Source organism: Mesorhizobium kamtschaticum, assembly GCF_056174585.1.
In genome coordinates, this window is sequence record NZ_JBWBWI020000002.1 from 526,267 (window position 1) to 547,563 (window position 21,297).

Genomic DNA, 21,297 nt, shown 5'->3' on the forward strand with positions numbered 1-21,297 from the left:
ACAAATATCCAGCCTCGGGTGGCTCGTGCAAACGGTTGCCATCAGTTGGGCAAGGGCTGAGAGGAAGAATACTGGCAATGTGGATGCGGCCTGCACGAGCGCAACCATCAAATCGGACGCTGAAATGGTTGCCATCACCGCTTATGTCTGTCGGATACAATATTGTGCGCAGCGTTGGTCCGGCTTTTGGCGGCGTAATCCTGGCATTCTTTGGACCGCTGGCCGCTTTCGCTTTGGCTGCGGTGAGTGATCTGACGCCCCTGGCCGTCTACCGACATTCGGATCTTGGTAATCGAAGGCTGGTTATGGGCCTTCTTCCCGGTCGCCGCCTGCTGGTTGGCACGAACCAATGTGCTGTCGAGCATCACTTAGTAATTCTGAGGATCCCGATCAGGTCAGCGAATATCCGTTCCCATACCGGCCTTACCGCGCCTGAAGTGTGCAGGATTTCGAGGCGCTGGCATTGCTCGTGCTCAGTTCATATCGCCGGGCCATCCCTCGCTCCAGATCGAATCTCAACGCAGATTTGAATCGTGAAAGGGTTATCATGGCCCTCTCAGCTTTGCTGAGACTGACCTATGGCCAAAAGTCCCGTAGATGCAGTGTGGAATGTCAATCCACAGACCCCCACCATATTGCGCTTAGAGACGCCCTCCTTCTGTGGCCGAGATGGGCGCCAAGGCTGCTGTCGTGGCCGCGCCGCGATGCGGGTGAGCTCGACGGTTTGTCAGCCGCACCTCGGTGCGTGTCGCTGAAGACCAATTGCCTCTGGAGTGCGAACCTGCGGGCCTTTTCCCCGCTCGGCCTCCCGCTTGGCCTTCGTTCAGCGATTTGCGAGAAAGGCATCGAAGGCGGCAGCAACAGCGCGAATCACAAAGCGATGTTCCTGCCGCACGCGGATGATACCATCTTCGATGTCGACGATCCCGTCCTTGACCAGCATCGCCAAGCGTTCGGCGGAATCGAGAAAACGGATCGGATCAAATTCGTGGGCGGCACAGATTGCCGGCACATCGGCCTCCAAATCGCACATCAGCCGCTCGATGATTGCGGCTCGCACGCGGTCTTCGTCGGTGAGACGATAGCCCTGTGACGTCGCCAGACGGCCAGCTACGATATGACGGCTGTAGCAATCCCGTGTGACCTCGTTCTGGACGTAACCCTCGCCGACGCGCCCGATAGCCGACGCGCCGAAACCGATCAGGGTTTTGCAGGTATCGGCCGAGTAACCCAGTGAGTTGCGCCGCAGGCGCCGGTTTTCTGCGCCAGCGCGAGTTCGTCGTCGGGCAAGGCGAAATGGTCGAGCCCGATCTCTCGGTAGCCGGCGGCAACCAGCGTCTCGGCCACGGCCGCAGCCTGTTCGGCACGGGCAGCACTGACCGGCAGCGCTGTCTCCTCGATCAGGCGCTGATTCTTTATAGCGGATGGAATGTGCGCGTAGCCGAACACCGCAAGCCGGTTGGGGCGCATGGCGACCGCCGCCGTCGCGGTCTCGACGCAGGACCGCACCGTCTGATGCGGGAGACCGAAGATCAGGTCGAAGTTGATGCGGCTTACTCCATGCCGGCGCAGCATTTCGACGGCAGCCGCCGTCTGCGCCTCACTCTGGACCCGGTTGATCGCTTTTTGAACAATGGGATCGAAGCTCTGCACGCCGAGGCTGGCGCGGTTCACGCCAGCTGCTGCTAAGGCTTCGGCCATCTCGGCCGTGAACGTGCGCGGATCGATCTCGACTGCAACGGCGGTCGTCTTCCTGAACGCGAAGCGGCGGCGTAGGCACTCCATGATGGCCAAGAACTCCGCTGGCCCGATGAGGGTTGGCGTTCCGCCGCCGAAATGGACGTCGCTCACGGGCAGCGGCTGCGGCGGTTGCTCCGAGACCAAACGGATCTCGTCACGCACCACCGCCAGATACTTGAGAATCGGAGCATCTTGGCGGGTGATGGTAGTAGGGAAGCCGCAATACCAGCACGTCGATCGGCAGAATGGTACGTGGAGATAGAGTGACACCGGATCGTCAGCCGGTAGGTCCCTGAGCCATTCCGCATAAGCCTCTGCACCGACCGCCGCGGAGAACTCCGGCACAGTCGGATAGATGGTGTACCAAGGCAGGCGGGCCTCGCGATATTTGGCCAGAAACGAAGTCTGCAACAGTTACCGTCCCATGCTGATAACGGTCATCCTTACCGCTGCGCTCTCCTGTGTCTTTGCGCTATGTCAGTCCGTTCCGCTTTTCGCCGCAATTTGCCTTTTGCCAGTGTCAATGCTCACGGGGCGATGCCACCGCCGATGAGTCTCCGTGGGATGGTATGAACACCTAGCCGGTTAGCTACGGCGCTATCGCTTCCCCCGAGACCATCGCCCACACCGTTCGGCTCTACTTCCGCTCTCATTTTCAGCCGGGCGCCTAGATGAAACGTTGGTGGCGCGGCATGCCCAATCCTGACGAAGTACGAGACTTTGCTCGCCGGCTGCTGGTTGAGGCTTATAGAGACCGTCTGACATCTCGATGAGCTCGTGGTCGCGCGTTGATCAGGACGGGAATGCGACGGGATTATCGAGGCCGCCGCAATGCCGAAGCTGCCACGCACCTGCTTACCTGATTGCCGATAAAAGGACCGCGCCCAAGGCGCACGATGATCGATGCATCGGCAAAGCGCCAGGTGGTGCCGCAAGTCGAACATCGTTCTCACACGGTCTGAACAATCGCACCGAGAATTCGCATGCTGCTGCAAAAACCGAACGGGCCATCCCGGCCAGCGATCCAGAGGCGGTTTACAACGGTTCGCGTCGGTCTTCCCAGATCTGCGAAATCACCTTGTCCGGACTGGTTTCCACGCGATCATGGCCGGCTTCATACTGATTAGGCGCGGCCCTCCGCCCAACCGGCCCGGCCGTCCTTCGACAATCGCGTGCCCGACCTTGCTCGTGGATTGTGTCAGGGTCAGTCGGGTCTCGTCTGATCATCGAGCGGTTCCGCCGAATGATGTCTCCCGAGGTTCCAAGCCGAACAAATGCTGTCACCATTGAACGAAACTGTCGCATATCGAACAAACAAACCAGATTCCAAACATTTGCCCTTCGTGCTCAGCCTGACGCCCAAAAACAAGAAACGCGACGCGAATGAGACTGGCCAATTTGAGGGTCAGCCCGCAACTCACGTCTTCAGCGTGGCACGTGACTTGCACAATCGACTCCGAAAGCGGTTGTGACGGTCTGCCGACAATAGCGGAGATGACTATGGCCATGGCTCAGAAATGCGATTCCACGGGCCAACTGACGATTTAGGCTGACGAGTCGCGTCGAGCGCAGGGCGCCGACCCAGATCAGTGTGACGGATAATGGCGGAGAAGCAGCGCTATGCCATTCTCCTTCGAACAAGGGACTGGTGAAGGGCTCATTCTTGGTCGCCCGCCCCCTTTTAATCTTTGAATGGAGATCAAGAATGAATATCAATAGCCTTCTTGTCGGCTCCGCTGCGGCCCTGACCGCAATTTCCGGTGCGCGCGGCGCCGACGCCGAGCTGGGACCCGCTGAACACGTCAAGATCTGCGACGTCTACGGCGCTGGCTACTTCTACATTCCCGGCACCGATACCTGCCTGCGCATTGGCGGCTATGTTCGTTATGACATCGGCGCCGGCGACCTCGGCTCGAATGACGGCGCAAGAATTTCAGCTGTGAGAACTGGCGAGGATCGGGGAACATGGTGGAACACCACGCGCTTGGCATTAAAAACCTGGACGGGCCAGGAGACCGAACTCGGCACCTTTAAGACCTATTCCGAAACCCATTTCAACTTCGGCAACCGCAACATTTATCCGGGTCCGGATAGTCCTCAGAACTATGCCTTCAACAGTGACGTCATGTTGACTTTCGCCTGGGTTCAGCTTGGTGGCCTGCGAGTTGGTAAGGACTGGTCGGCCTTCGACACCTTTATTGGCCACGCCGGCAACGTTCTCAATGGCAAGCTTGCTCCTTACGGCGACGCTGACACCAACGTAATTCAGTACTACTTCGACGCCGGCAATGGCCTTTCGACTTTAGTTTCACTCGAGGAAGGCTCGAGCGCAGTCGGTACTATCGACAGCTATGTTCCGCACATCGTCGGCGGCATGAGGTATACGCAAGGCTGGGGCGCGATCACTGGCGTTGTCGCTTATGATAGCAATTACGGGTCGGTGGCCAGCAAGGTCCGCCTTGACGTGAATGTCACCAGCGAACTTTCACTATTCGGAATGGTCGGCTACGGTTCCAACGGCAAGCTCAACGATGACTCCACTAACCTCATCGACGCCCACGGTCGTGGTTTCTACAAGCAGTGGGGGGGGCAACTGGGCCTTCTGGGTCGGCGGCGCCTATTTGCTAAACGAGAAGACGTCGTTGAACCTGCGACTATCGGGCGATCAGTTCAAGAACTATGGTCTGGCTGCCAACGTCGCCTATACGGTCGTACCAGGTTTTACAGCGACGGTCGAAGTCGACCATTATCACTACGGCAATTTCGGCGTCGGCATGGTCGACCCTTCCAACGTGAATTGGACTAACGCCGACAAAAAGAACAGCGTCGGCGGCATCGTCCGTTTCCAATACTCATTCTAACGGACTGAAAAGTTGCATCTCGGTGTCCTATTGAGTGGACCTATTGCCGCGTCCGTGTGAGCGAAAGCGAGTGTTAGCAGGGGCATGAGGAACTCGAAATTGCGGGATCTCAGCCGATAGTGCGACAGCTCAGTCCCAGGAATTCTAAAACCCCGTGTTGCTCTGGTTGCTTTGCAGCACGATCTTGACGACCGGTGCTGTACTGGTTCATTTAGAAGTTCCTGCTGCGCGTGATACTCAGGCGAGAATTTGCCCTTGCTGCTCAACCGGAAGACGCGGTCGGCGTGGAGGCCCGTCCCGTTCGGGACGCCGCTGCGCAGCACAGCGCGCCGTAGGAGACAATCGGTTGGCCAGAGAAGCCGCTTCCAGCGGGTCGCCCATAATCAGACGGTAACGACACAGCCGAGTTCCTGTTCGTGCCAGTGAACGATGCCAGTGCTACGGATCTTAGTCGCCGCTGCAGCCATAGCGCCAGGCGGCGCCGGCGTTCCGCCGCCGAAATGGACGTCGCTCACGGGCAGCGGCTGCGGTGTTTGCTCCGAGGCCAAACGGATCTCGTCACGCACCACCGCCGCATCTTGGCTTGGCGGGTGATGGTGGTAGGGAAGCCGCAATACCAGCACACCGATCGGCAGAACGGAATGTGGAGATAGAGCGACACTGAGCCGGCAGGTCCCTCAGCCATTGACCATGAGCCCTGGCATTGACCATGAGCCCTGGCACTGACCGCCGCGGAGAACTCCGGCACAGTCGGATAGATGGTGTACCAAGGCAGGCGGGCCTCTCGATATTTGGTCAGAAACGGTCACCGAGGTCGCCTTGAAACCACCAGAGCCGGCTTCTCCGCGCTCAGATGGAGCGGCAGCCTGGTCAGTGATCGCCGCTCTCGACGCTCTGATGACCCGAGCGCAAGCTCCCGGCCGCGGCACGAGCATCAGCCTCTGGCCGCGGCGTGTCACCCTAGATGAGCTTGATCGGGCCCGCCCTTCGGTGCGAACACATCATGCCACCGGCAGGGCAGCGTGCGACTCGCCGCGCCTGGCTGAAATGCGAATGCATCCATTATGTGTATACCTACAATCCGAACATTCGATTGTTCAAGTCACTTCTCGAAAGCTAACCCTTCGTAGCCACGGAATCATGGGGTTCTCGGGGCGACCTCGGCCTAACGAATGCAGGGGCCGCACGTAGGTGGACGATGCGCAGAGAAATTGCAGGCGGAGTTGTGGCATTTTGGGTTGACCAAGCGGCATTTCGGCCCGTCAACTCGTCTTCACATGTTCCATCCCCGCCTATTGCAGGAGTGCGGCTTCCACGCTCCTGCGATTACCCGTCGGAGAGAGGGTTACGAATACTGCGACGAGTTGCGCGACTTCTGCTGTCGCACCATCCCATAGCGGTCGGTCACCTGTCCTACCTTGATAGGAGATGAAATGCGAACGCTGCTCGTTGACCATCATGCGGATCTTACGCGCGCCGTGCGAGTTGCGCTCGGCGATAGCGGTTTCGCCGTTGACGTCGTTGGTACACTGGAACAGGCGTCGAGTGCATTTTGTTGCGCGAGCTATGAAATTCTTCTGCTGGAGTTGGTTCTGCCGGATGGCGATGGTCTGGATTGGCTGAGGCAGCTAAGGAGCGACGGACATTCAGTTCCTGCCGTCGTGATGAGCAACATCGACCATCTTGAGCAGCGAATTGCGGTTTTCAATGGTGGCGCGGACGACTTTCTGGTCAAGCCGGTGTTTACGGACGAACTCATCGCCAGAATGCGAGCTGTTCTGCGCCGGTCGACACAGATGACCGACCCGATCATCGTATTTGGCAATCTCCACTTCGATCCGATCGGCCGTCAGGTTTCCGTTGCTGGTCATCCGCTGATGGCCGCACGCCGTGAACTATGTATTCTAGAGCATCTGCTCAACCGTGCAGGCCGCATCGTGCCGCGTGCGCACTTGGAAGATCACCTCTATTCGTTCAACGATGAAGTATCTGCCAACGCGCTTGAAGTCGGAATCTATCGCTTACGCGGACATCTCAATAGGTCAGGTGCAACGCCACGGATCAAGACCGTGCGCGGCATTGGTTACATTCTCGAATGTCCGACTAGCGCGACATCCGCATAGTTGGTCGAATTGAAAGAAAAGACTGCCTTGAAAATCATTCCAACTGGTCATGCGGGCACTGATCCGCGGCCGCCGCTCATCGTCGGCCAGAGACCTATTTTTTCGCGCTACTTGAGCCATGTCCTCTGCGCGCTCATTTTGTTTTCTCCCCTTCCCGCCACTGCCCAGAACAAGCAGGTTCAAGCGGCACCGCGTGCCGCTTCCAACAGCATCAACGCCACGCTGAACCTTTCCTCTTCGCTCGGCAAGACAGTTCATTTGCCCGCGGCAGCCGCGACTATCTTTGTTGCCGACCCGGCGATCGCCGATTATCAGGCACCCTCAAGTAAAACCATCTTCGTATTTGGCAAGAAATCCGGGCAAACGAGCCTATTCGCCCTGGACGAAAACGGCGAGGCTCTCGCTGAGTTTCGTATCGTCGTCACGCAACCGATCGGGGAACTGCGCGCCATGTTGAGGGACCAGGTCGGCGACTATCCGATCCGAGTCAGCTATACGCCGCGCGGTGCCATCTTAAGCGGTACAGCGCCCGATGCCGAGACCGTCGACACGGCGAAAAGAGTTACTGAGCAATTTCTCGGGGACGGTGCGCAGGTCGTCAATAACATCAAGGTCGCTGGATCCTTGCAGGTTAACCTCAGTGTCCGCGTAGCGGAGGTCTCCCGTAGCGCGATGAAGGCACTCGGCATTAACCTGTCCGCCTTCGGTCAAGTCGGCAATTTCAAAGTGGGTCTATTAAGCGGCAAAGGTGCTGGCGCTGGTGCGGCGAATGGGGGCGGTACAGCAGAAATCGGATTCGACAATGGTGCTGTGAACGTCGGCGCGGTTCTCGATGCGCTCGCCGAGGAGCACATCGCTTCCGTGTTGGCCGAGCCAAACCTCACCGCTATGTCAGGTGAAACTGCCAGCTTCCTGGCCGGGGGCGAATTTCCCATCCCTGTCTTGCAGGACAAGGGGCAAGTCTCGGTTGAATTCCGTCACTTCGGCGTCAGCCTAGAATTCGTGCCAACCGTTCTCAACAACGACCAAATCAATATTCGCGTAAAGCCGGAAGTCAGCGAACTATCGTCTCAAGGGGCTGTTCAAATCAACGGCATCTCCGTGCCGGCAATTTCCACCCGCCGTGCCGACACGGTCGTCGAACTCGCCAGCGGGCAGAGCTTCGCGATTGGTGGACTCATCAGGCGGAGCGTCAACACTGATATCAGTGTTTTTCCTTGGCTGGGCGAGTTGCCGGTCCTTGGCGCCCTGTTTCGTTCGTCCTCATTTCAAAAGCAAGAGACGGAACTGGTTATTCTGGTGACGCCTTACATCGTAAGGCCAGGATCGAACCCCAACCAGATGAGCGCACCGACGGACCGGATGGGGTCGCCTTTGGACCAGGGGGCCACTCTGACGAATTCGTTGGCAAGTCCGCCAGGAGACCAGCGCCCTAGTCCCGCACTGGTGCGTCAGGCGCTAAGGGCGGCCTCGGCTTTATCATTGAATAGCGGTCTACGAATGACGTTGCGGATCATAAGTCTGGTGGTCACTCTGACGGTAAGCGTAAGTGGCTGCACAAGCACCGCGCCGATTGTCGAGCCATTGGCACCGATCCTTATCGGGCAGGAGACCACCGTACTAACGTTACACAGCCTTCGCGCTTCCGAACGGCGGCGTTTGCGCGTTTTCCTTGAAACGGCAAGTCACGGCCGGCGCGATGCCCTTCACCTCCTTATCAGCGGGGCGTTCGGGCTCAGCGCAGAGGCCGTCCATGAGGCCAGGCAGATGGGCATCGGCGCCTACAACATCCATTTGCTCGACCAAACCAACGGCGGCGCAGTGCGAATAGAGGCGATTGTCTATCGTGCCCGCCCTCCTGTTTGTCCTTCGTATTCCGGCCCTTTACTCAATGACAAGTCCTTCGACCAGACGCTTGGCTGTTCGATACGCCATAACCTGGCGGCAATGGTCAGCGATCCGCGCGATTTGCTCGACAACAAGGCTGTCAAACCAAGCGATGGTGATCGTGCGGCTGTACCAGTAGCCAGATACAGGACCTTCGCGAAGGGCAATGACGGCTGATGTCAAGTCGTCTCGTCTCTACCTGGTACACCCTGGCAGCTGCTCCAGCACCTACGCGCGGACCCATCGGATTTGGCGCAGGATCATCGCCTCATCGAGGTCGTTGACCTGCGACGATCCAGATGGAAAACAGCTGCCCCCTTACCACACTAGGGCGCACTTGAGTGGACGTTGCAGGCTCGCGACTTTCCTTGGTGAGACAGCCGCTACTGTCACGCTGATGGTGTGAACGGAGTTGAGAGGATCCGCTCCAAGGCACCTTTTGAGGCAAGACGATGGCATGCGCACTGAGCGGACTCTTTGTTGGCGTTTTAAGCTTCGCGTACCTGAAGTGCCACCGCTTGGATCAATGGCCAGGCGCCCAAATATTGGCCGGTTCGTGTCGAACAAGATGGCGCGGCGCCGTGCTCCAGGCGGCGAGTGTTGCGGGGCCGGCGGTGCCCCATGGCCGCCGGAGGATCACTTTCTTCAGCGGGCGCTGCGCCTCAGCTTGATGGCGCCGTGCGTCGGCGCGCCCGAGCTGGCCGGCGCCACGCTTAATTTTCTGCCGCAATCGAGAACGCGTTGTCAAACCCAAGTCGCATTGGGCCTTGATGATCGCTCTGCTTTGGCGCGCACAATCCCCTCTGCCGGGTTCTTTTGTCGAGCTCTCCTTCTCACCCGCCCGGTGTGACACCACTTCAAAGGCGCAGGTCAGCTGGATCAAGCCGGACCTGCTCTAGACACTTTGGAATAGATGGCGATCTGGCGATCTTCCAGGCGCGCCGGTCAGATCGATAGCGCCGCGGCAGCAAAGTTTACGCGGCCGCTGATTGGCAGGATGGGGGATCGCGCCGAGGAAGCGCAATCCGTTTATCAGGCCACGTTCTGAGATAATTGCGGCGTGCTGATCGGGCTAGGAATACCTGCGGCGGGGATCGGTTCCGCATTCAGGCGTGCCTGCAGATTGTTCAAATACTCTTCTGCATAGGTTTGCGCCGTTGAAAGCGGCAGATTGATACCGGCCGTCGCAGCCTCTTCCATTGCCTTCCTGATGAGCCCGTTGCGAATCGCGAGTTTGACCTGGGGGCCGGCGACAAGACTGACCGCCTGCGCTGCGACACCGAGGCCAGCTTCTAGCAGCGCCTGCTTCATATTGCCTCCGGTAATAGCTGTACGGACAACATTTAACGCTTGCGCCTCGCACGCAAGCGCCATCGATGCGAGATCGGCCACTTGGCCCACGGCCGGAATGAAGCTGAGTAGACCAACCGCCGTCGCAGTCCAATCAACCACTGTCGAGTACACCTTGAGCACGTCGCCGACTGTGTGGATGAAGGCCCCGCCGTTCCTTTTGGAAGACTTGATATCGGGCTGGTCCGCCGCACCCATCATCATGTCCGCGACGGCCTCCTGCTCTGCAGCGGCTTCAGGCACATGGGTTTTCGTTTTCTGAACGGTGCTGTTCGCAACAGACATGTTGCCGTAGAATTGCGCGAAGTCTTTTTTGCTGATGTTACCGGAATCGACCGTATGCCCGCCGCCGAAGTCGAAGAACTCATTGTGGGTCTTATAGCCCGTAATTGAATTGTTCAGCAAACCGAACAAAAGCGGATCGGAGAGTAACTGCGAGGCCGTTTGGCGTACCTTCGGATCGAGGCTCTTGTCGTCTGCCATGCTCGCCAGCTTGTCACGAGTCAGGTCACCGCTCCCAAAGAAGGCGCGCTGATTGCTGTTAATCATCTTGAGCGTGTTCAGCTCGGTTTGCGTGAGGCTCATTGACGATGTAGCGGCTTTGAGGAACTCGTCTTTATGGACCGTATCTGAACCACCGCACAGCTGCTTCCAGGCATCCGGGTGATTTAGGAAGTGTTGAGCAGCCGCAATGACCTGAGGCGGACATTTGCCGGTTTTCGCTTGGCCGTCGACGATCCGCTTGAAATCAGCCAGGCTTAGATCCTTAGGCAGGTCGTCGGAGTACCGGTAAAGCTCGCGCAATGCATCGCTCAAGGTCATGACCGAAGGCTGAGCATTTCCGGCGCTGTCGGATGGAATGTAGTTCTGCTGGTAGCTTTGCGCCTGCTGGTCCTGAAATTCGGCAACTTGTGAGTGATGGTGGGAAAATCCAGACAAATCCTTCGCCGTGATCTTGCCTCCACAGCGACCATCGCCCTGCGATCCGATCGCGTAAAAGAGTTCGGGATCCTGCTGCAGTCCTTCGATCGCCGCTTTCAGATCCGGCGGCGTAGAGGGATCATTGGCTTTATCGCCAAGCGACTCCCAACTGAGTGGGCATTGGTCCTTGTGACGGTTCAGCACTGCCACGATCTGCAACTCGGCCTTGGTTAGCGAGCCGCCGTTCCACGTGATCGTCGAGCTTGGCACGGGAGCCGGCGATATGAAATCGGAGGCGATCGCAGGAGGCTGCGGGGCCTGATCCATCGATTCGATTGCCGCCTTCATATGCGACGGCAGCAGGTCCAATGGGTGCTGCCGCAAATCTTCCAACGTCGATTCGACATCCGGCGCCAGCGGACCCCGGAGCGCGCCAGGATTGGTCATGTCTCCGAGCAAGTAGGTGGACAGCATTGCCTCGAAGGACGATGCGCTTTGCTGAGTCTGCAATACCGCGGCAGAAGGCTTCAGGCCCGACCATGCCTGTACGGGCTGTGGAGATTCGAGGTGATGGATGATGAAAGGTTGCTGGCCGACATTGTGCATCCTCAGACGTGACGTTGAAATCCCAACAAAGGCCTCATGTAAGCCAATGTTTCACGAACGTTCCGAGCGTTGGCCGGTCGCCAAGATGGCCCCTAGCAGTGCCTTTAATTGCTCCGCTCGTTGTTAGCCCCAAGGTCAATTCCAGCCAAAAGCCAGCGACATGGGCTTCCGATTCCCATCATGAGCGGCTTAGCTTTCGAGAAACTGACGAATTTCAGAAGAATTCACAATCAGGAGCGGCCGACGTGATGATTTCTCCAGAAGCTGCGGCGTCTCCTTAGATCATCTCTGGCTCAGCTCAGGCTTCCCTGCAACGCTATCCGTTTGCGGCACGTCAGAAGAATAAGAGACTTCCGGTTGTCCGTTACGGACGACCGTGGTGGAGGAACCCCGAAACAATATCAGTACCGATTCCCTTGGCGGCGTCTCAGCGACGTGAGGCTGCGCCTGCGCCTCGGCCACAAGGCCGTTGAACGTCTGCTCCACGAGCGCGATGAAGCGCGGTGGACCGGAAACAAGGACGAGGCCATTTCCGGGCGTGGGTCTCACTACATAGCGGTCATCGGAGATGCCAAGCCTATCGAGGGCGCCGTTGAAGGCATCGAAACGAACCGAAGTGAGCACAAGCATCCGAGTTTGCGCTTCTTTTGCAGCGGACACATAGAGCACAAGCCCATCATAGTACCATTGGAGATGGTACAGGTTGGTCAAGCGGTCCAGGAACTCGCGCGGTGGCAAATCCGGCATACGCCCGCGAATCCGCCCCTTCACCTCGGCGCTGATATTGACCCTGATGTTCAGGTTGTTGCCGAATTCCTGCAACGCGGCAGTGAGATCCTGATCTAGAACCGTATACCTATAGGGTGTCGAGGGAAGCGATAGGGGGGCGCCGACAGTTGTTTGGATGCCGGCGGAGAGAAAAAACCCGACACAGAGAAGTCTTTTCACGCTGTGCAGGATGGTGGATCGTATGAACGTTCTTGGCATCTCGCCCTGATAAACCAAAGGATGGAATTTTCACAAGTCACCAAAGTCGTCAAAGTGACTTTAAGTGACCAACCGACGCTCCCGTCAGCTTGTCGTCAGCTCGCCTCCCTAAGGGATTGACTCAACAGCGGGCGATGAACCGGCTGGACTCATCACACGTTAAAGAGAAGCAATCGAGTCCTTGTATGATGATGCCTGTCACGTCGATCCCTGCCAGTGTTACTGACAGTCTCTCCAGGGTTGGCTCACCGTCATTCGGCGAGCAGGCCCAGTTTGACCACGCTCTAGCCCAGGCGGCTGCCTCGATGAAAAACGATGCCGCTGCGGCGGCGCCTGTTCCTTCCCCCTTGGATGTTCAACGCGCGACTGCGCAGACAAGTCCACTGGGACACCGCGTGCTGCAGGCGATTTCTTCGATGCACGGGGACAATGCAGTTACTTCTGCCGCGCCCGACCATCAGGTAGCCCTTCCGAAGGGCGCTCTACCGGGTGCGGCTGAGAGGCTTCCGGTCGAAGGTGGGGCAACGGGGACGTCGGACGTTCCGCGAGCAGGGGGTGACTTCGAAGCGATGGTTGCTGGTCTGCGGGATCTCTACAACGGCGTCACCCAGGTTGCCCTTGTTTCCAAAGGTGTCAGCGGCATCACCTCATCAGTGAACAAACTAATAAAAGAAGGATGAACAGCGCGAATGATTGGCTTAGCCCATGGCGAAATCATGCGTAGTCGCCCGTCTGGTCGGCGATCGCTTCATTTTGTCGTGCTGCCACTTCTCTTCGCCTTGAGTGGTTGCAAGGTCGATCTCTACACGCAATTGCAGGAGCGCGAGGCGAATGAGATGCTGGCGCTTCTGATAGACAACGGAGTTGACGCGGTCCGGGTTGCCGCTAAGGACGGGACCAGCACGATCCAGGTTGACGAAAAGCGGCTTGCCTTCTCAATCAACCTCTTGAATGCGAAGGGGCTGCCGCGCCAGTCTTTCAAGAACATCGGCGAGATATTCGAAGGATCAGGACTGATTGCCTCGCCGACCGAGGAGCGCGCCCGTTACGTTTATGCTCTGAGCGAAGAGTTGTCGCGCACGATCAGCGATATTGATGGCGTCTTCTCAGTACGTGTTCATGTCGTTCTGCCGAATAACGACCTGTTACGAGCGGGCGGCACGCCATCCTCAGCCTCGGTCTTTATCCGGCACGACGCCAAAGCAAATCTTTCCGTTCTGCTGCCGAAAATAAAGATGCTCGTCGCCGACAGCATCGAAGGCTTGTCCTACGAAAAGGTCGAAGTGGTTTTGGTGCCAGTGGAACGGTCCGTACATGAGCAACCCTCCGTACCGGCGACTGCGTTGGCCCAAGCGTCTAAATCCTTTCCCGCGCCACTTCTGGCGATCGTGATGGGTGTTGCCGCAGCTGTATTCGCTGTGGCGTGCTATCTCTTAGCAAGTGTTCTTCGGCATCGGCGCAGACAATCATCGGGCGAATTATCCAAGATCGGGGGCCGCTCGGGTGTTTCCGCTGTCGAGGCCATTCGAAAAAAAATCATTGGCCGTGCGGCATAGGGGATATTCTCAATGCCCATTTCGATGCAGACTAGCGATCGCGATCATTCGTCGCAATTACGTTCCGTGTACTGGAGCAAGCTTGCTGCTTCGGCCCATCCGACTCGTATCGCCGCCTGTCTGGATCCGACGTTATCGGCTGCGACAGTGGTGCAGTTGCAGACCTGTGCCAGGCTGCAGCCAAAATTGGCAGAATTGCTGCTTGACAATGACACGGATTCGAACGGATGCGGCTGGGGGCAGGATCTTCTGCAGGGGCATGACCCGCGTCGGGCTGCCCTCTTTGCGGGCAGTGTTTGGCATGCTCGTTCGCTGCTGAAGCTTGTTTCACAACGTCACCTCACGGTGCTAGTTGAACATATCGGCGCTGATGCGCACGCTTTTGGCATCCGACATCTGGCGTATGCGATCACAGGCAGTTTGATCGCTGATCCGAAAAAACTCGCGCTCCAAATTGAACACGATGGACATGCCTGCCTTGGTGCTTGGCTCGATCAGAGTCCAGTGCTTGAGCGTAACCGCGTGCTTCTACGGTTGCCCCTCGGGACAGCCGCCGAGAATCCAGCGCCCGAGCACGGCAATGCCTCAGGCCAGTTGTTTTCGCTCGTGCTAGCCCATTTTGAGACGGAGATCCCGGCGCTATGACAGCCGATGTTTCCGCGGCGCCCGTCGCACCGCAAATGCGCCCAGTTGGGCCACTGATACCGGCAAGTGAGCTCGAAATCTGGCAGTGCGCCGCAGAGGCGCGTGCTGCGGCAGAACGGCATCAGCAGCGGGTTCGCAGTTGGGCACGCGCCGCTTATCAGCGTGAGCGGGCGCGCGGCCAAATCGAGGGTTTGAATGCAGGCGCGGAGGAATTGGCACGGCTGATTGCGGGGACAGTCTCCGAAGTGGCGCAACGAAAGGCGGTTCTGGAGCAGGAACTGCCACAGCTCGTGATGGAGGTCCTAAGCGATATTCTGGGCGCTTTCGACCCGGGTGAGCTGTTGGTGAGGGCTGTTCGTCACGCCATTGAGCGCAAATACAGCGGCGCGGAAGTTTGCCTTCATGTATGCCCCATGCAAGTCGATATGCTCGCGCGCGAGTTTGCTGGATGCGACGGAAGGGAGGGTCGGCCGAGGGTTCGGATCGATCCGGATCCGACGTTGTCGCTTCAACAGTGCGTGCTGTGGAGCGAGTATGGCAATGTCGATCTGGGACTTGACGCACAGATGCGCGCGCTGCGTCTCGGCTTCGGGTTGCTGTCTGAGGAAGGCGAACCGTGACCACACCGGTACCAGAGCATAGTAATTTCGCTGGCATCCGGGCTCCCGATCCGGCGATCTCGTCTTTGAGGTCTGCAGCAAAGCAAATCGACACGCGTGTGGTGCGCGGACGGATCACGCGGGCTATCGGTACACTGGTCCATGCTGTCTTGCCGGACACTCGTATCGGGGAACTTTGTCTCCTACAGGATCCGCGAACCGGACTGTCGCTGGAAGCCGAGGTGATCGGCCTGTTGGATGATGGGGTGTTGCTTACGCCGATTGGCGACTTGGTCGGCCTGTCCAGCCGCACAGAAGTCGTGGCCACCGGACGAATGCGTGAAGTGCCAGTCGGCCCCGATTTGCTCGGCCGCGTGATTGACAGCCGTTGCCGTCCACTTGACGGCAAAGGCGAAGTTAAAACGGCCGAAACTCGTCCGCTGCGCGGCAGGGCACCCAATCCGATGACAAGGCGCATTGTTGAGCGGCCATTCCCGCTCGGAGTCCGTGCCCTGGATGGTCTCCTGACATGCGGCGAGGGCCAGCGAATCGGGATCTATGGCGAGCCTGGTTGTGGCAAGTCGACGTTATTGTCGCAGATCGTAAAAGGTGCCGCCGCTGACGTAGTCATAGTCGCCCTCATAGGCGAACGCGGACGTGAAGTTCGTGAATTCATCGAGCGGCATCTTGGGGAGGCCGGCCTGCGCCGTACGGTCGTTGTCGTTGAAACGTCCGACCGCTCAGCAGTGGAGCGGGCGCAATGTGCTCCTATGGCGACTGCGCTCGCCGAATATTTTCGCGAACAGGGACTACGCGTCGCTCTCATGATGGACTCGCTGACGCGCTTCTGCCGCGCCATGCGAGAAATAGGCCTCGCTGCTGGTGAGCCGCCGACCCGACGGGGCTTTCCTCCATCCGTGTTTGGCATGCTGCCAGGCCTGCTGGAGCGGGCCGGCATGGGTGAGCGCGGCTCGATCACGGCCTTCTACACTGTGCTTGTCGAAGGTGATGGCACAGGTGATCCAATCGCCGAGGAATCGCGCGGCATTCTCGATGGCCATGTCGTCCTCTCACGCGCTATCGCGGCGCGATCGCATTTCCCCGCTATCGATGTGCTGCAGAGTCGCAGCCGCGTGATGGATGCGGTCGTTTCTGGGACACATCGCAAGGCAGCATCCTTCTTCCGCGATCTCCTGTCGCGCTATGCCGAGAACGAGTTTTTGATCAATGTCGGCGAATACAAGCAAGGCGGCGACCCCCTAACTGACCGGGCTGTCGCGTCGATTGGCGAGCTGAGGGAATTTTTGTGCCAGACCGAAGGCGAGGCGTCGCATTTCGAGGAGACGGTCGCATGGATGTCGCGTCTGACCGCGTGAATCGTGTTCAGGCCTCAAGGTTACGGCTCCTGAAGGAAATGCAAGAGCGTGGTGCCCGTAGGGAGCTGTCCAGGAAGGAAACCGAGCGCCATATGGCCACCTTAGCCGTACACAATGCCTCGCAGGGGCTTGCAATCGCACAGCAACATTGCGCTTCGGCCGAAGCAGCGCTCTACCAAGAGCTGATGACGCTCGACAGCTTGTCCAGCGCAGCACTCGACCGTCACGACCGTTGTATTGACCGGCTTGCGGCTGAGATCGCTTTCAAACGCCAGATGCTTGATGATGCACGCCTTGCTCAAGAAAAGGCCGAGATAGCGGCATCTGAGAAGAGGGAGCTATGGGTCAGATGTTCGGCGGCAACGCACAAATGGCAACAAATCGACGATGACGTCAGGCGCGCCGTCGATATTCAGTCGGATGCCGCAGGCGAGATAGAGGCCGACGATGAAATGTTGCTTCGGTATGGGAGGGTTTCTCTCGCCCAGATGTCGCGCAGCCAGATCCGATAACCGCAGGTTCTGTGAATGACGCGCTCGTGCAGTTTAGAGCCGCTTTGGTAACCACTGTGGTCAGACCCGCTATACTCGAACCAGCGCTAACACTGTCCCACGAGGTCGCCTCGTGGCTCAATGATATAGCGACTTCCCGCACGCCGTTTCAGAGCCGTATGGGCGACAAGTCGCTATCGCTGCGGATGGGCGGAGTTGTGTGGCAGCAGGAACCTACTGCCATTCCGATGCTTGACTGCATTTGGCGGGTGGGAGGTGAAACGGTCGTCTTGTCGCTGTCCCGACCGCTTATAGAGGCGCTCGTCTCGACAGTGCAGAGTGGCCTTGCTTTCCCTTCCGAGCCAACTGCTTCGCTCATTCTCGAACTTGCACTCGAGCCGCTGATAGCTCGCCTGGAGCACAGGACGCAGCGGAGCGTGCACCTCCTTTGCGTGCGTGAAGCCATGACACCGGCACCTTATCTCGAGCTGGATATCGTCTTCGGTCCCGTCAGTGGCAAGGGTCGTCTGTCCCTGTTCTCGCCTCTTGATGGCTTGGTGCCGTCTGCGTTCCGCGCTTTGGGCGTACTGATTGGGCAGTTGCCGCGACAGCCGCGCGGGCTTTCCACAGAGCTTTCGGTCATAGTTGCAGGAGAGATCGGCACGCTTCGCGTTCCGGCGGCGCTTCTTCGAAGAGCATGTGCCGGTGATGCTCTGATACCAGACATAGCGCCGTTCGGCCGTGGCCAGATCACCCTATCAGTGGGTCAGTTATGGACCGAGGCAGATCATGAGGGCGACCACCTAATCCTGCGGGCGCCTTTCCGCCCGCGATCGTGCCCGTTGGAGAATGCGCATATGAAACAACCCGAATCTCAACTAGGGCCGTCGGAAGCCGATCTCGACGAAATCGAGATCATGCTTGTCTTTGAATGCGGCCGCTGGCCTATCCCTCTAGGAGAATTGAGGAGTGCCGGCGAAGGGCATGTTTTCGAACTTGGTCGGCCGATCGATGGTCCAGTCGACATAGTTGCTAATGGTCGGCGTATCGGGCGTGGCGACATTGTGCGCATCGGAGATGAGCTGGGCATCAGACTCTGCGGCAGATTGGCATGCAATGACTGAGATTCAGCCGGCCGTCCTGACGCTTCTTGCGGTTACCGCCGGACTCGGGCTGCTGGTTTTAGCAGTCGCCACGACCACGGCGTTCGTAAAGGTATCGGTTGTCCTATTCCTCGTCCGCAATGCGCTCGGGACCCAGACGATACCACCGAACGTGGTACTATACGCTGCGGCATTGATCCTCACCATGTTCGTTAGCGCGCCTGTTATTGAACAGACCTATGATCGCCTCACAGATCCGAAACTGCATTATCAGACGATCGATGACTGGATAAGCGCCGCTCAAGAAGGAAGTGAGCCCTTGCGCGATCATCTCAAGAAGTTCACGAACGAAGAACAGCGGCGATTTTTCCTTTCCTCGACTGAAAAAGTCTGGCCAGAGGAAATGCGCGCCAAAGCCACACCTGATGATTTTTCCATTCTCGTACCATCTTTTCTAATTTCAGAACTCAAGCGTGCATTCGAAATCGGCTTTCTCCTTTATCTGCCCTTTATCGTCATCGATCTTATCGTAACGACAATCTTGATGGCGATGGGCATGTCAATGGTATCCCCGACGGTTATATCTGTACCTTTCAAACTATTTTTGTTTGTCGCTATTGATGGCTGGTCGAGATTGATGCACGGACTTGTGTTGAGTTACACGATACCGGGAGGTTAACTATTACTGAATCGACTATTGTCACACTTATGAGCCAATCTTTGATGGTTTTCATGATCTGGATTCTGCCGCCGCTCATTGCATCGGTGGTTGTTGGCCTGGGCATTGGCATCATCCAGGCGGCAACGCAGATTCAGGATGAAAGCTTGCCGCTGACGGTGAAGCTTCTGGTCGTTGTCGCGGTAATTGGCCTGTTTGCCCCTGTGCTGAGCGCCCCGCTCATAGAGCTTGCCGACCAGATCTTTACTGAGTTTCCCGCAATGACACCAAGCTACTAGCCTCAGCCATGTATGCGTCATCGGGCGAGATTCAAATCCTGATCCATGCGGCTCTCGAGCTCGTCGTTGCGGCCAGTCTTGGCGCAGCCCGCGCGATAGGCATTATGCTGGTACTTCCTGTATTTACACGATCTCAGGTCGGTGGGCTGATCCGCAGCTGCCTGGCTGTTGCCTTCGGACTGCCGTGCTTGGCACAGGTGAGCGACGGGCTGCACGCGCTGGATCCTGAAACGGTTCCAATCCATGTAACTCTGCTCGGTTTGAAGGAGGTTTTTGTCGGCGTGCTACTTGGCACTTTGCTCGGCATCCCCCTATGGGGCCTTCAGGCGGCTGGTGAGTTTATCGATAACCAACGTGGCATCACCAGCCCGTCCGCTCCGACCGACCCCGCGACGAACAGCCAGGCTTCCGCTATGGGCGTTTTTCTCGGGATCACTGCAATTACGATCTTCGTCGCATCAGGAGGTATGGAGGCTGTCATCAGTGCTCTTTATGGCAGCTACCTGATCTGGCCCGTTTTTCGGTTTCACCCCACATTGAGCCCGCAAGGAGCAATGGAGCTATTAGGGCTCCTCGACCACATTATGCGCACGACATTATTGGTCTCCGGCCCTGTAGTGATCTTCCTGCTGCTGGTGGATGTATCAATGATGATACTCCGTCGCTTTGCGCCGCAATTCAAGTCGAGCCAACTGTCCCCGACGCTCAAGAATATCGGCTTTCCGATTATCATGGTCACCTACACCGCCTATCTGGTCGAGGGCATGAAACTGGAGATTGCACAAGCGAATGGCGCGCTTGAGTGGTTCGGCAAGTTGCTGAAATGAGCGACACGAGTGAAGAAAAGAATCACGCCGCCACCCCGACGAAGCTGAGGGAAGCGCGCAAAAACGGGCAGATACCGCGCAGCGCCGATTTCGTCCGCGCGGCCGGCACTTGCGCTGGGTTCGGCTACCTTTGGCTGAGAGGGAGCGTAATCGAAGACAAGTGCCAGGAAGCGCTATTGCTGGTCGACAAGCTGCAGAACCTTCCTTTCGATATCGCGGTCCGGCAGGCATTGGTCCTGCTGATCGAACTCACCCTGGGGGCCGTTGGCCCGCTGCTTGGAGCTCTCGTCGCCGCGGTAATTTTGGCGGGATTGATAGCCAATGGCGGATTTGTCTTCTCTCTCGAGCCGATGAAGCCCAAGTTTGAGAAGATTGACCCTTTTCAAGGGCTGAAACGCATGGTGTCTGCGCGTTCAGCAGTCGAGCTTGGGAAGACACTGTTTAAGGTAGTGGTCCTCAGCACCACCTTTCTTATCTTGCTTTTCGGCATGTGGAAGACGGTGATCTATCTGCCAGTCTGCGGCATGGGCTGTCTCGGCTTGGTCTTTACGGAGGCGAGACTGCTGATGGGGATTGGCGCCGGTGCACTTCTGGTGGGCGGGCTGATCGATCTCCTGTTGCAGCGTTCGTTGTTTCTGCGCGAAATGCGCATGACCAAGACCGAAGTGACGCGCGAGTTGAAGGAACAGCAGGGGACGCCAGAGTTGAAGAGTGAACGGCGTCGCATCCGCGACGAGACGGCTGGCGAGCCTCCGCTTGGGTTGAATCGCGCCACGTTGATCTTCAGAGGAAAGGCGGTACTGGTCGGTCTTCGCTACATTCGTGGTGAGACCGGGGTGCCGGTCCTAGTTTGCCGCGCCGAGGGCGAGGCCGCTTCGCACATGTTCTGTGAGGCGCAGGCGCTACATCTCACTATTGTCGATGATCATGTCCTAGCGCATCAGCTCATCAGCGCGACGAAACTGGGCAACGCCGTTCCCAGGCAACATTTCGAGCCCGTCGCGAGAGCACTCTTCGCCGCAGGCTTAGCCTAGATGTGGCGCCTCAACAGGCTGTCCTCGGTGAGGCCGAGTCTGCTGATTGGCGTTGTGGGTTTAGGCTGCGGGTCTGTTCCACTAGCCATTAAGCCAGGCAGGCGGCTCGACGGCGCTGGGAAGTCGGGCATGGGACGGCATAGGCCTATTCCCGGCATAGGCCTATTCCCCAAGACCACGCTTGATGAAGCGCCCGGCCTTGCGTTGGTCTTGGCGTGTAGGTTTGATGCGGAT

16 protein-coding genes and 6 pseudogenes are annotated in these 21,297 nt (G+C 58.0%); 16 read left to right on the forward strand and 6 right to left on the reverse strand.

Going from position 1 to position 21,297, the window contains the following annotated elements; translation table 11 throughout:
* Nucleotides 1-36: 36 nt before the first annotated feature.
* A pseudogene (locus AC0V7N_RS38305) lies at nt 37-135 on the reverse strand (MFS transporter); the annotation flags it as partial.
* An 8-nt stretch (nt 136-143) separates the two neighbouring features.
* Here AC0V7N_RS38305 and AC0V7N_RS38310 point away from each other — a divergent pair.
* Nucleotides 144-530: an MFS transporter gene (locus tag AC0V7N_RS38310; protein ID WP_496628144.1), complete on the forward strand. Its 387-nt coding sequence runs from the start codon at nt 144-146 to the stop codon at nt 528-530.
* Between the two features lie 293 nt (nt 531-823).
* Here the strand turns inward: AC0V7N_RS38310 and hemN are convergent.
* Nucleotides 824-2,151: pseudogene (gene hemN, locus AC0V7N_RS38315) on the reverse strand (oxygen-independent coproporphyrinogen III oxidase).
* A gap of 1,294 nt (nt 2,152-3,445) precedes the next feature.
* On the opposite strand from hemN, the pseudogene AC0V7N_RS38320 reads away from it, so the two are divergent.
* A pseudogene (locus tag AC0V7N_RS38320) lies at nt 3,446-4,601 on the forward strand (porin).
* Between the two features lie 470 nt (nt 4,602-5,071).
* Here the strand turns inward: AC0V7N_RS38320 and AC0V7N_RS38325 are convergent.
* Nucleotides 5,072-5,286, reverse strand: a pseudogene (locus AC0V7N_RS38325) (coproporphyrinogen III oxidase); the annotation flags it as partial.
* Nucleotides 5,287-6,034: 748 nt separating this feature from the next.
* Between AC0V7N_RS38325 and AC0V7N_RS38330 the strand changes: the two are divergent.
* The 3 genes and pseudogenes from AC0V7N_RS38330 to AC0V7N_RS38340 all read left to right on the forward strand — a co-directional run.
* On the forward strand, nt 6,035-6,724 hold the full coding sequence (locus tag AC0V7N_RS38330; RefSeq protein ID WP_183455245.1) for a response regulator: 690 nt from the start codon (nt 6,035-6,037) through the stop codon (nt 6,722-6,724).
* A 27-nt stretch (nt 6,725-6,751) separates the two neighbouring features.
* A pseudogene (locus AC0V7N_RS38335) lies at nt 6,752-8,214 on the forward strand (type II and III secretion system protein family protein).
* Between the two features lie 91 nt (nt 8,215-8,305).
* A pseudogene (locus tag AC0V7N_RS38340) lies at nt 8,306-8,788 on the forward strand (CpaD family pilus assembly lipoprotein); the annotation flags it as partial.
* A gap of 346 nt (nt 8,789-9,134) precedes the next feature.
* Here AC0V7N_RS38340 and AC0V7N_RS38345 read toward each other — a convergent pair.
* The 3 genes from AC0V7N_RS38345 to AC0V7N_RS38355 all read right to left on the reverse strand — a co-directional run bounded on the left by AC0V7N_RS38345 (nt 9,135) and on the right by AC0V7N_RS38355 (nt 12,475).
* Nucleotides 9,135-9,494 carry a hypothetical protein gene (locus AC0V7N_RS38345; RefSeq protein ID WP_258581020.1) on the reverse strand — a complete coding sequence of 120 codons (360 nt, stop codon included), beginning with the start codon at nt 9,492-9,494 and terminating at the stop codon, nt 9,135-9,137.
* Between the two features lie 149 nt (nt 9,495-9,643).
* Entirely contained in the window at nt 9,644-11,488 is a 1,845-nt protein-coding gene (locus tag AC0V7N_RS38350; protein WP_496628145.1) for an HrpF/NolX family T3SS translocon protein, read from the reverse strand.
* A 282-nt stretch (nt 11,489-11,770) separates the two neighbouring features.
* Nucleotides 11,771-12,475, reverse strand: a complete 705-nt coding sequence (locus tag AC0V7N_RS38355; protein WP_496628446.1) for a secretin N-terminal domain-containing protein — start codon at nt 12,473-12,475, stop codon at nt 11,771-11,773.
* A 134-nt stretch (nt 12,476-12,609) separates the two neighbouring features.
* On the opposite strand from AC0V7N_RS38355, the gene AC0V7N_RS38360 reads away from it, so the two are divergent.
* From AC0V7N_RS38360 to AC0V7N_RS38410, 11 genes are read left to right on the forward strand one after another with little or no spacing between them, the layout of a single operon-like run.
* Nucleotides 12,610-13,155, forward strand: coding sequence for a nodulation protein NolB (locus AC0V7N_RS38360; protein ID WP_496628146.1), 546 nt, complete (start codon nt 12,610-12,612; stop codon nt 13,153-13,155).
* Between the two features lie 9 nt (nt 13,156-13,164).
* Nucleotides 13,165-14,031 carry a type III secretion system inner membrane ring lipoprotein SctJ gene (gene sctJ / locus AC0V7N_RS38365; RefSeq protein WP_496628147.1) on the forward strand — a complete coding sequence of 289 codons (867 nt, stop codon included), beginning with the start codon at nt 13,165-13,167 and terminating at the stop codon, nt 14,029-14,031.
* Between the two features lie 12 nt (nt 14,032-14,043).
* Entirely contained in the window at nt 14,044-14,676 is a 633-nt protein-coding gene (locus AC0V7N_RS38370; protein ID WP_496628148.1) for a nodulation protein NolU, read from the forward strand.
* Nucleotides 14,673-15,296 (forward strand): type III secretion system stator protein SctL, encoded by a 624-nt coding sequence (gene sctL, locus AC0V7N_RS38375; protein ID WP_183455251.1) that lies wholly within the window; start codon nt 14,673-14,675, stop codon nt 15,294-15,296. Before AC0V7N_RS38370 ends, sctL begins: the two co-directional genes overlap by 4 nt.
* Nucleotides 15,293-16,651: a type III secretion system ATPase SctN gene (sctN, locus tag AC0V7N_RS38380; protein WP_318036880.1), complete on the forward strand. Its 1,359-nt coding sequence runs from the start codon at nt 15,293-15,295 to the stop codon at nt 16,649-16,651. Before sctL ends, sctN begins: the two co-directional genes overlap by 4 nt.
* Nucleotides 16,627-17,163 (forward strand): hypothetical protein, encoded by a 537-nt coding sequence (locus AC0V7N_RS38385; RefSeq protein ID WP_496628149.1) that lies wholly within the window; start codon nt 16,627-16,629, stop codon nt 17,161-17,163. Before sctN ends, AC0V7N_RS38385 begins: the two co-directional genes overlap by 25 nt.
* A 26-nt stretch (nt 17,164-17,189) precedes the next feature.
* A complete protein-coding gene (gene sctQ / locus AC0V7N_RS38390) occupies nt 17,190-18,266 on the forward strand; it encodes a type III secretion system cytoplasmic ring protein SctQ (RefSeq protein ID WP_496628447.1) in 1,077 nt (358 codons plus the stop codon).
* Entirely contained in the window at nt 18,259-18,924 is a 666-nt protein-coding gene (gene sctR, locus AC0V7N_RS38395) for a type III secretion system export apparatus subunit SctR (RefSeq protein WP_496628150.1), read from the forward strand. Before sctQ ends, sctR begins: the two co-directional genes overlap by 8 nt.
* A 29-nt stretch (nt 18,925-18,953) precedes the next feature.
* The gene (locus tag AC0V7N_RS38400; protein ID WP_183465589.1) at nt 18,954-19,202 is read left to right on the forward strand and encodes an EscS/YscS/HrcS family type III secretion system export apparatus protein; all 249 of its coding nucleotides are present in this window, start codon (nt 18,954-18,956) and stop codon (nt 19,200-19,202) included.
* 8 nt (nt 19,203-19,210) lie between these two features.
* Nucleotides 19,211-20,029, forward strand: coding sequence for a type III secretion system export apparatus subunit SctT (sctT, locus tag AC0V7N_RS38405; protein WP_496628151.1), 819 nt, complete (start codon nt 19,211-19,213; stop codon nt 20,027-20,029).
* Complete coding sequence (locus tag AC0V7N_RS38410) at nt 20,026-21,063, forward strand: EscU/YscU/HrcU family type III secretion system export apparatus switch protein (protein WP_496628152.1); 1,038 nt, start codon at nt 20,026-20,028, stop codon at nt 21,061-21,063. Before sctT ends, AC0V7N_RS38410 begins: the two co-directional genes overlap by 4 nt.
* Nucleotides 21,064-21,297: the final 234 nt, after the last annotated feature.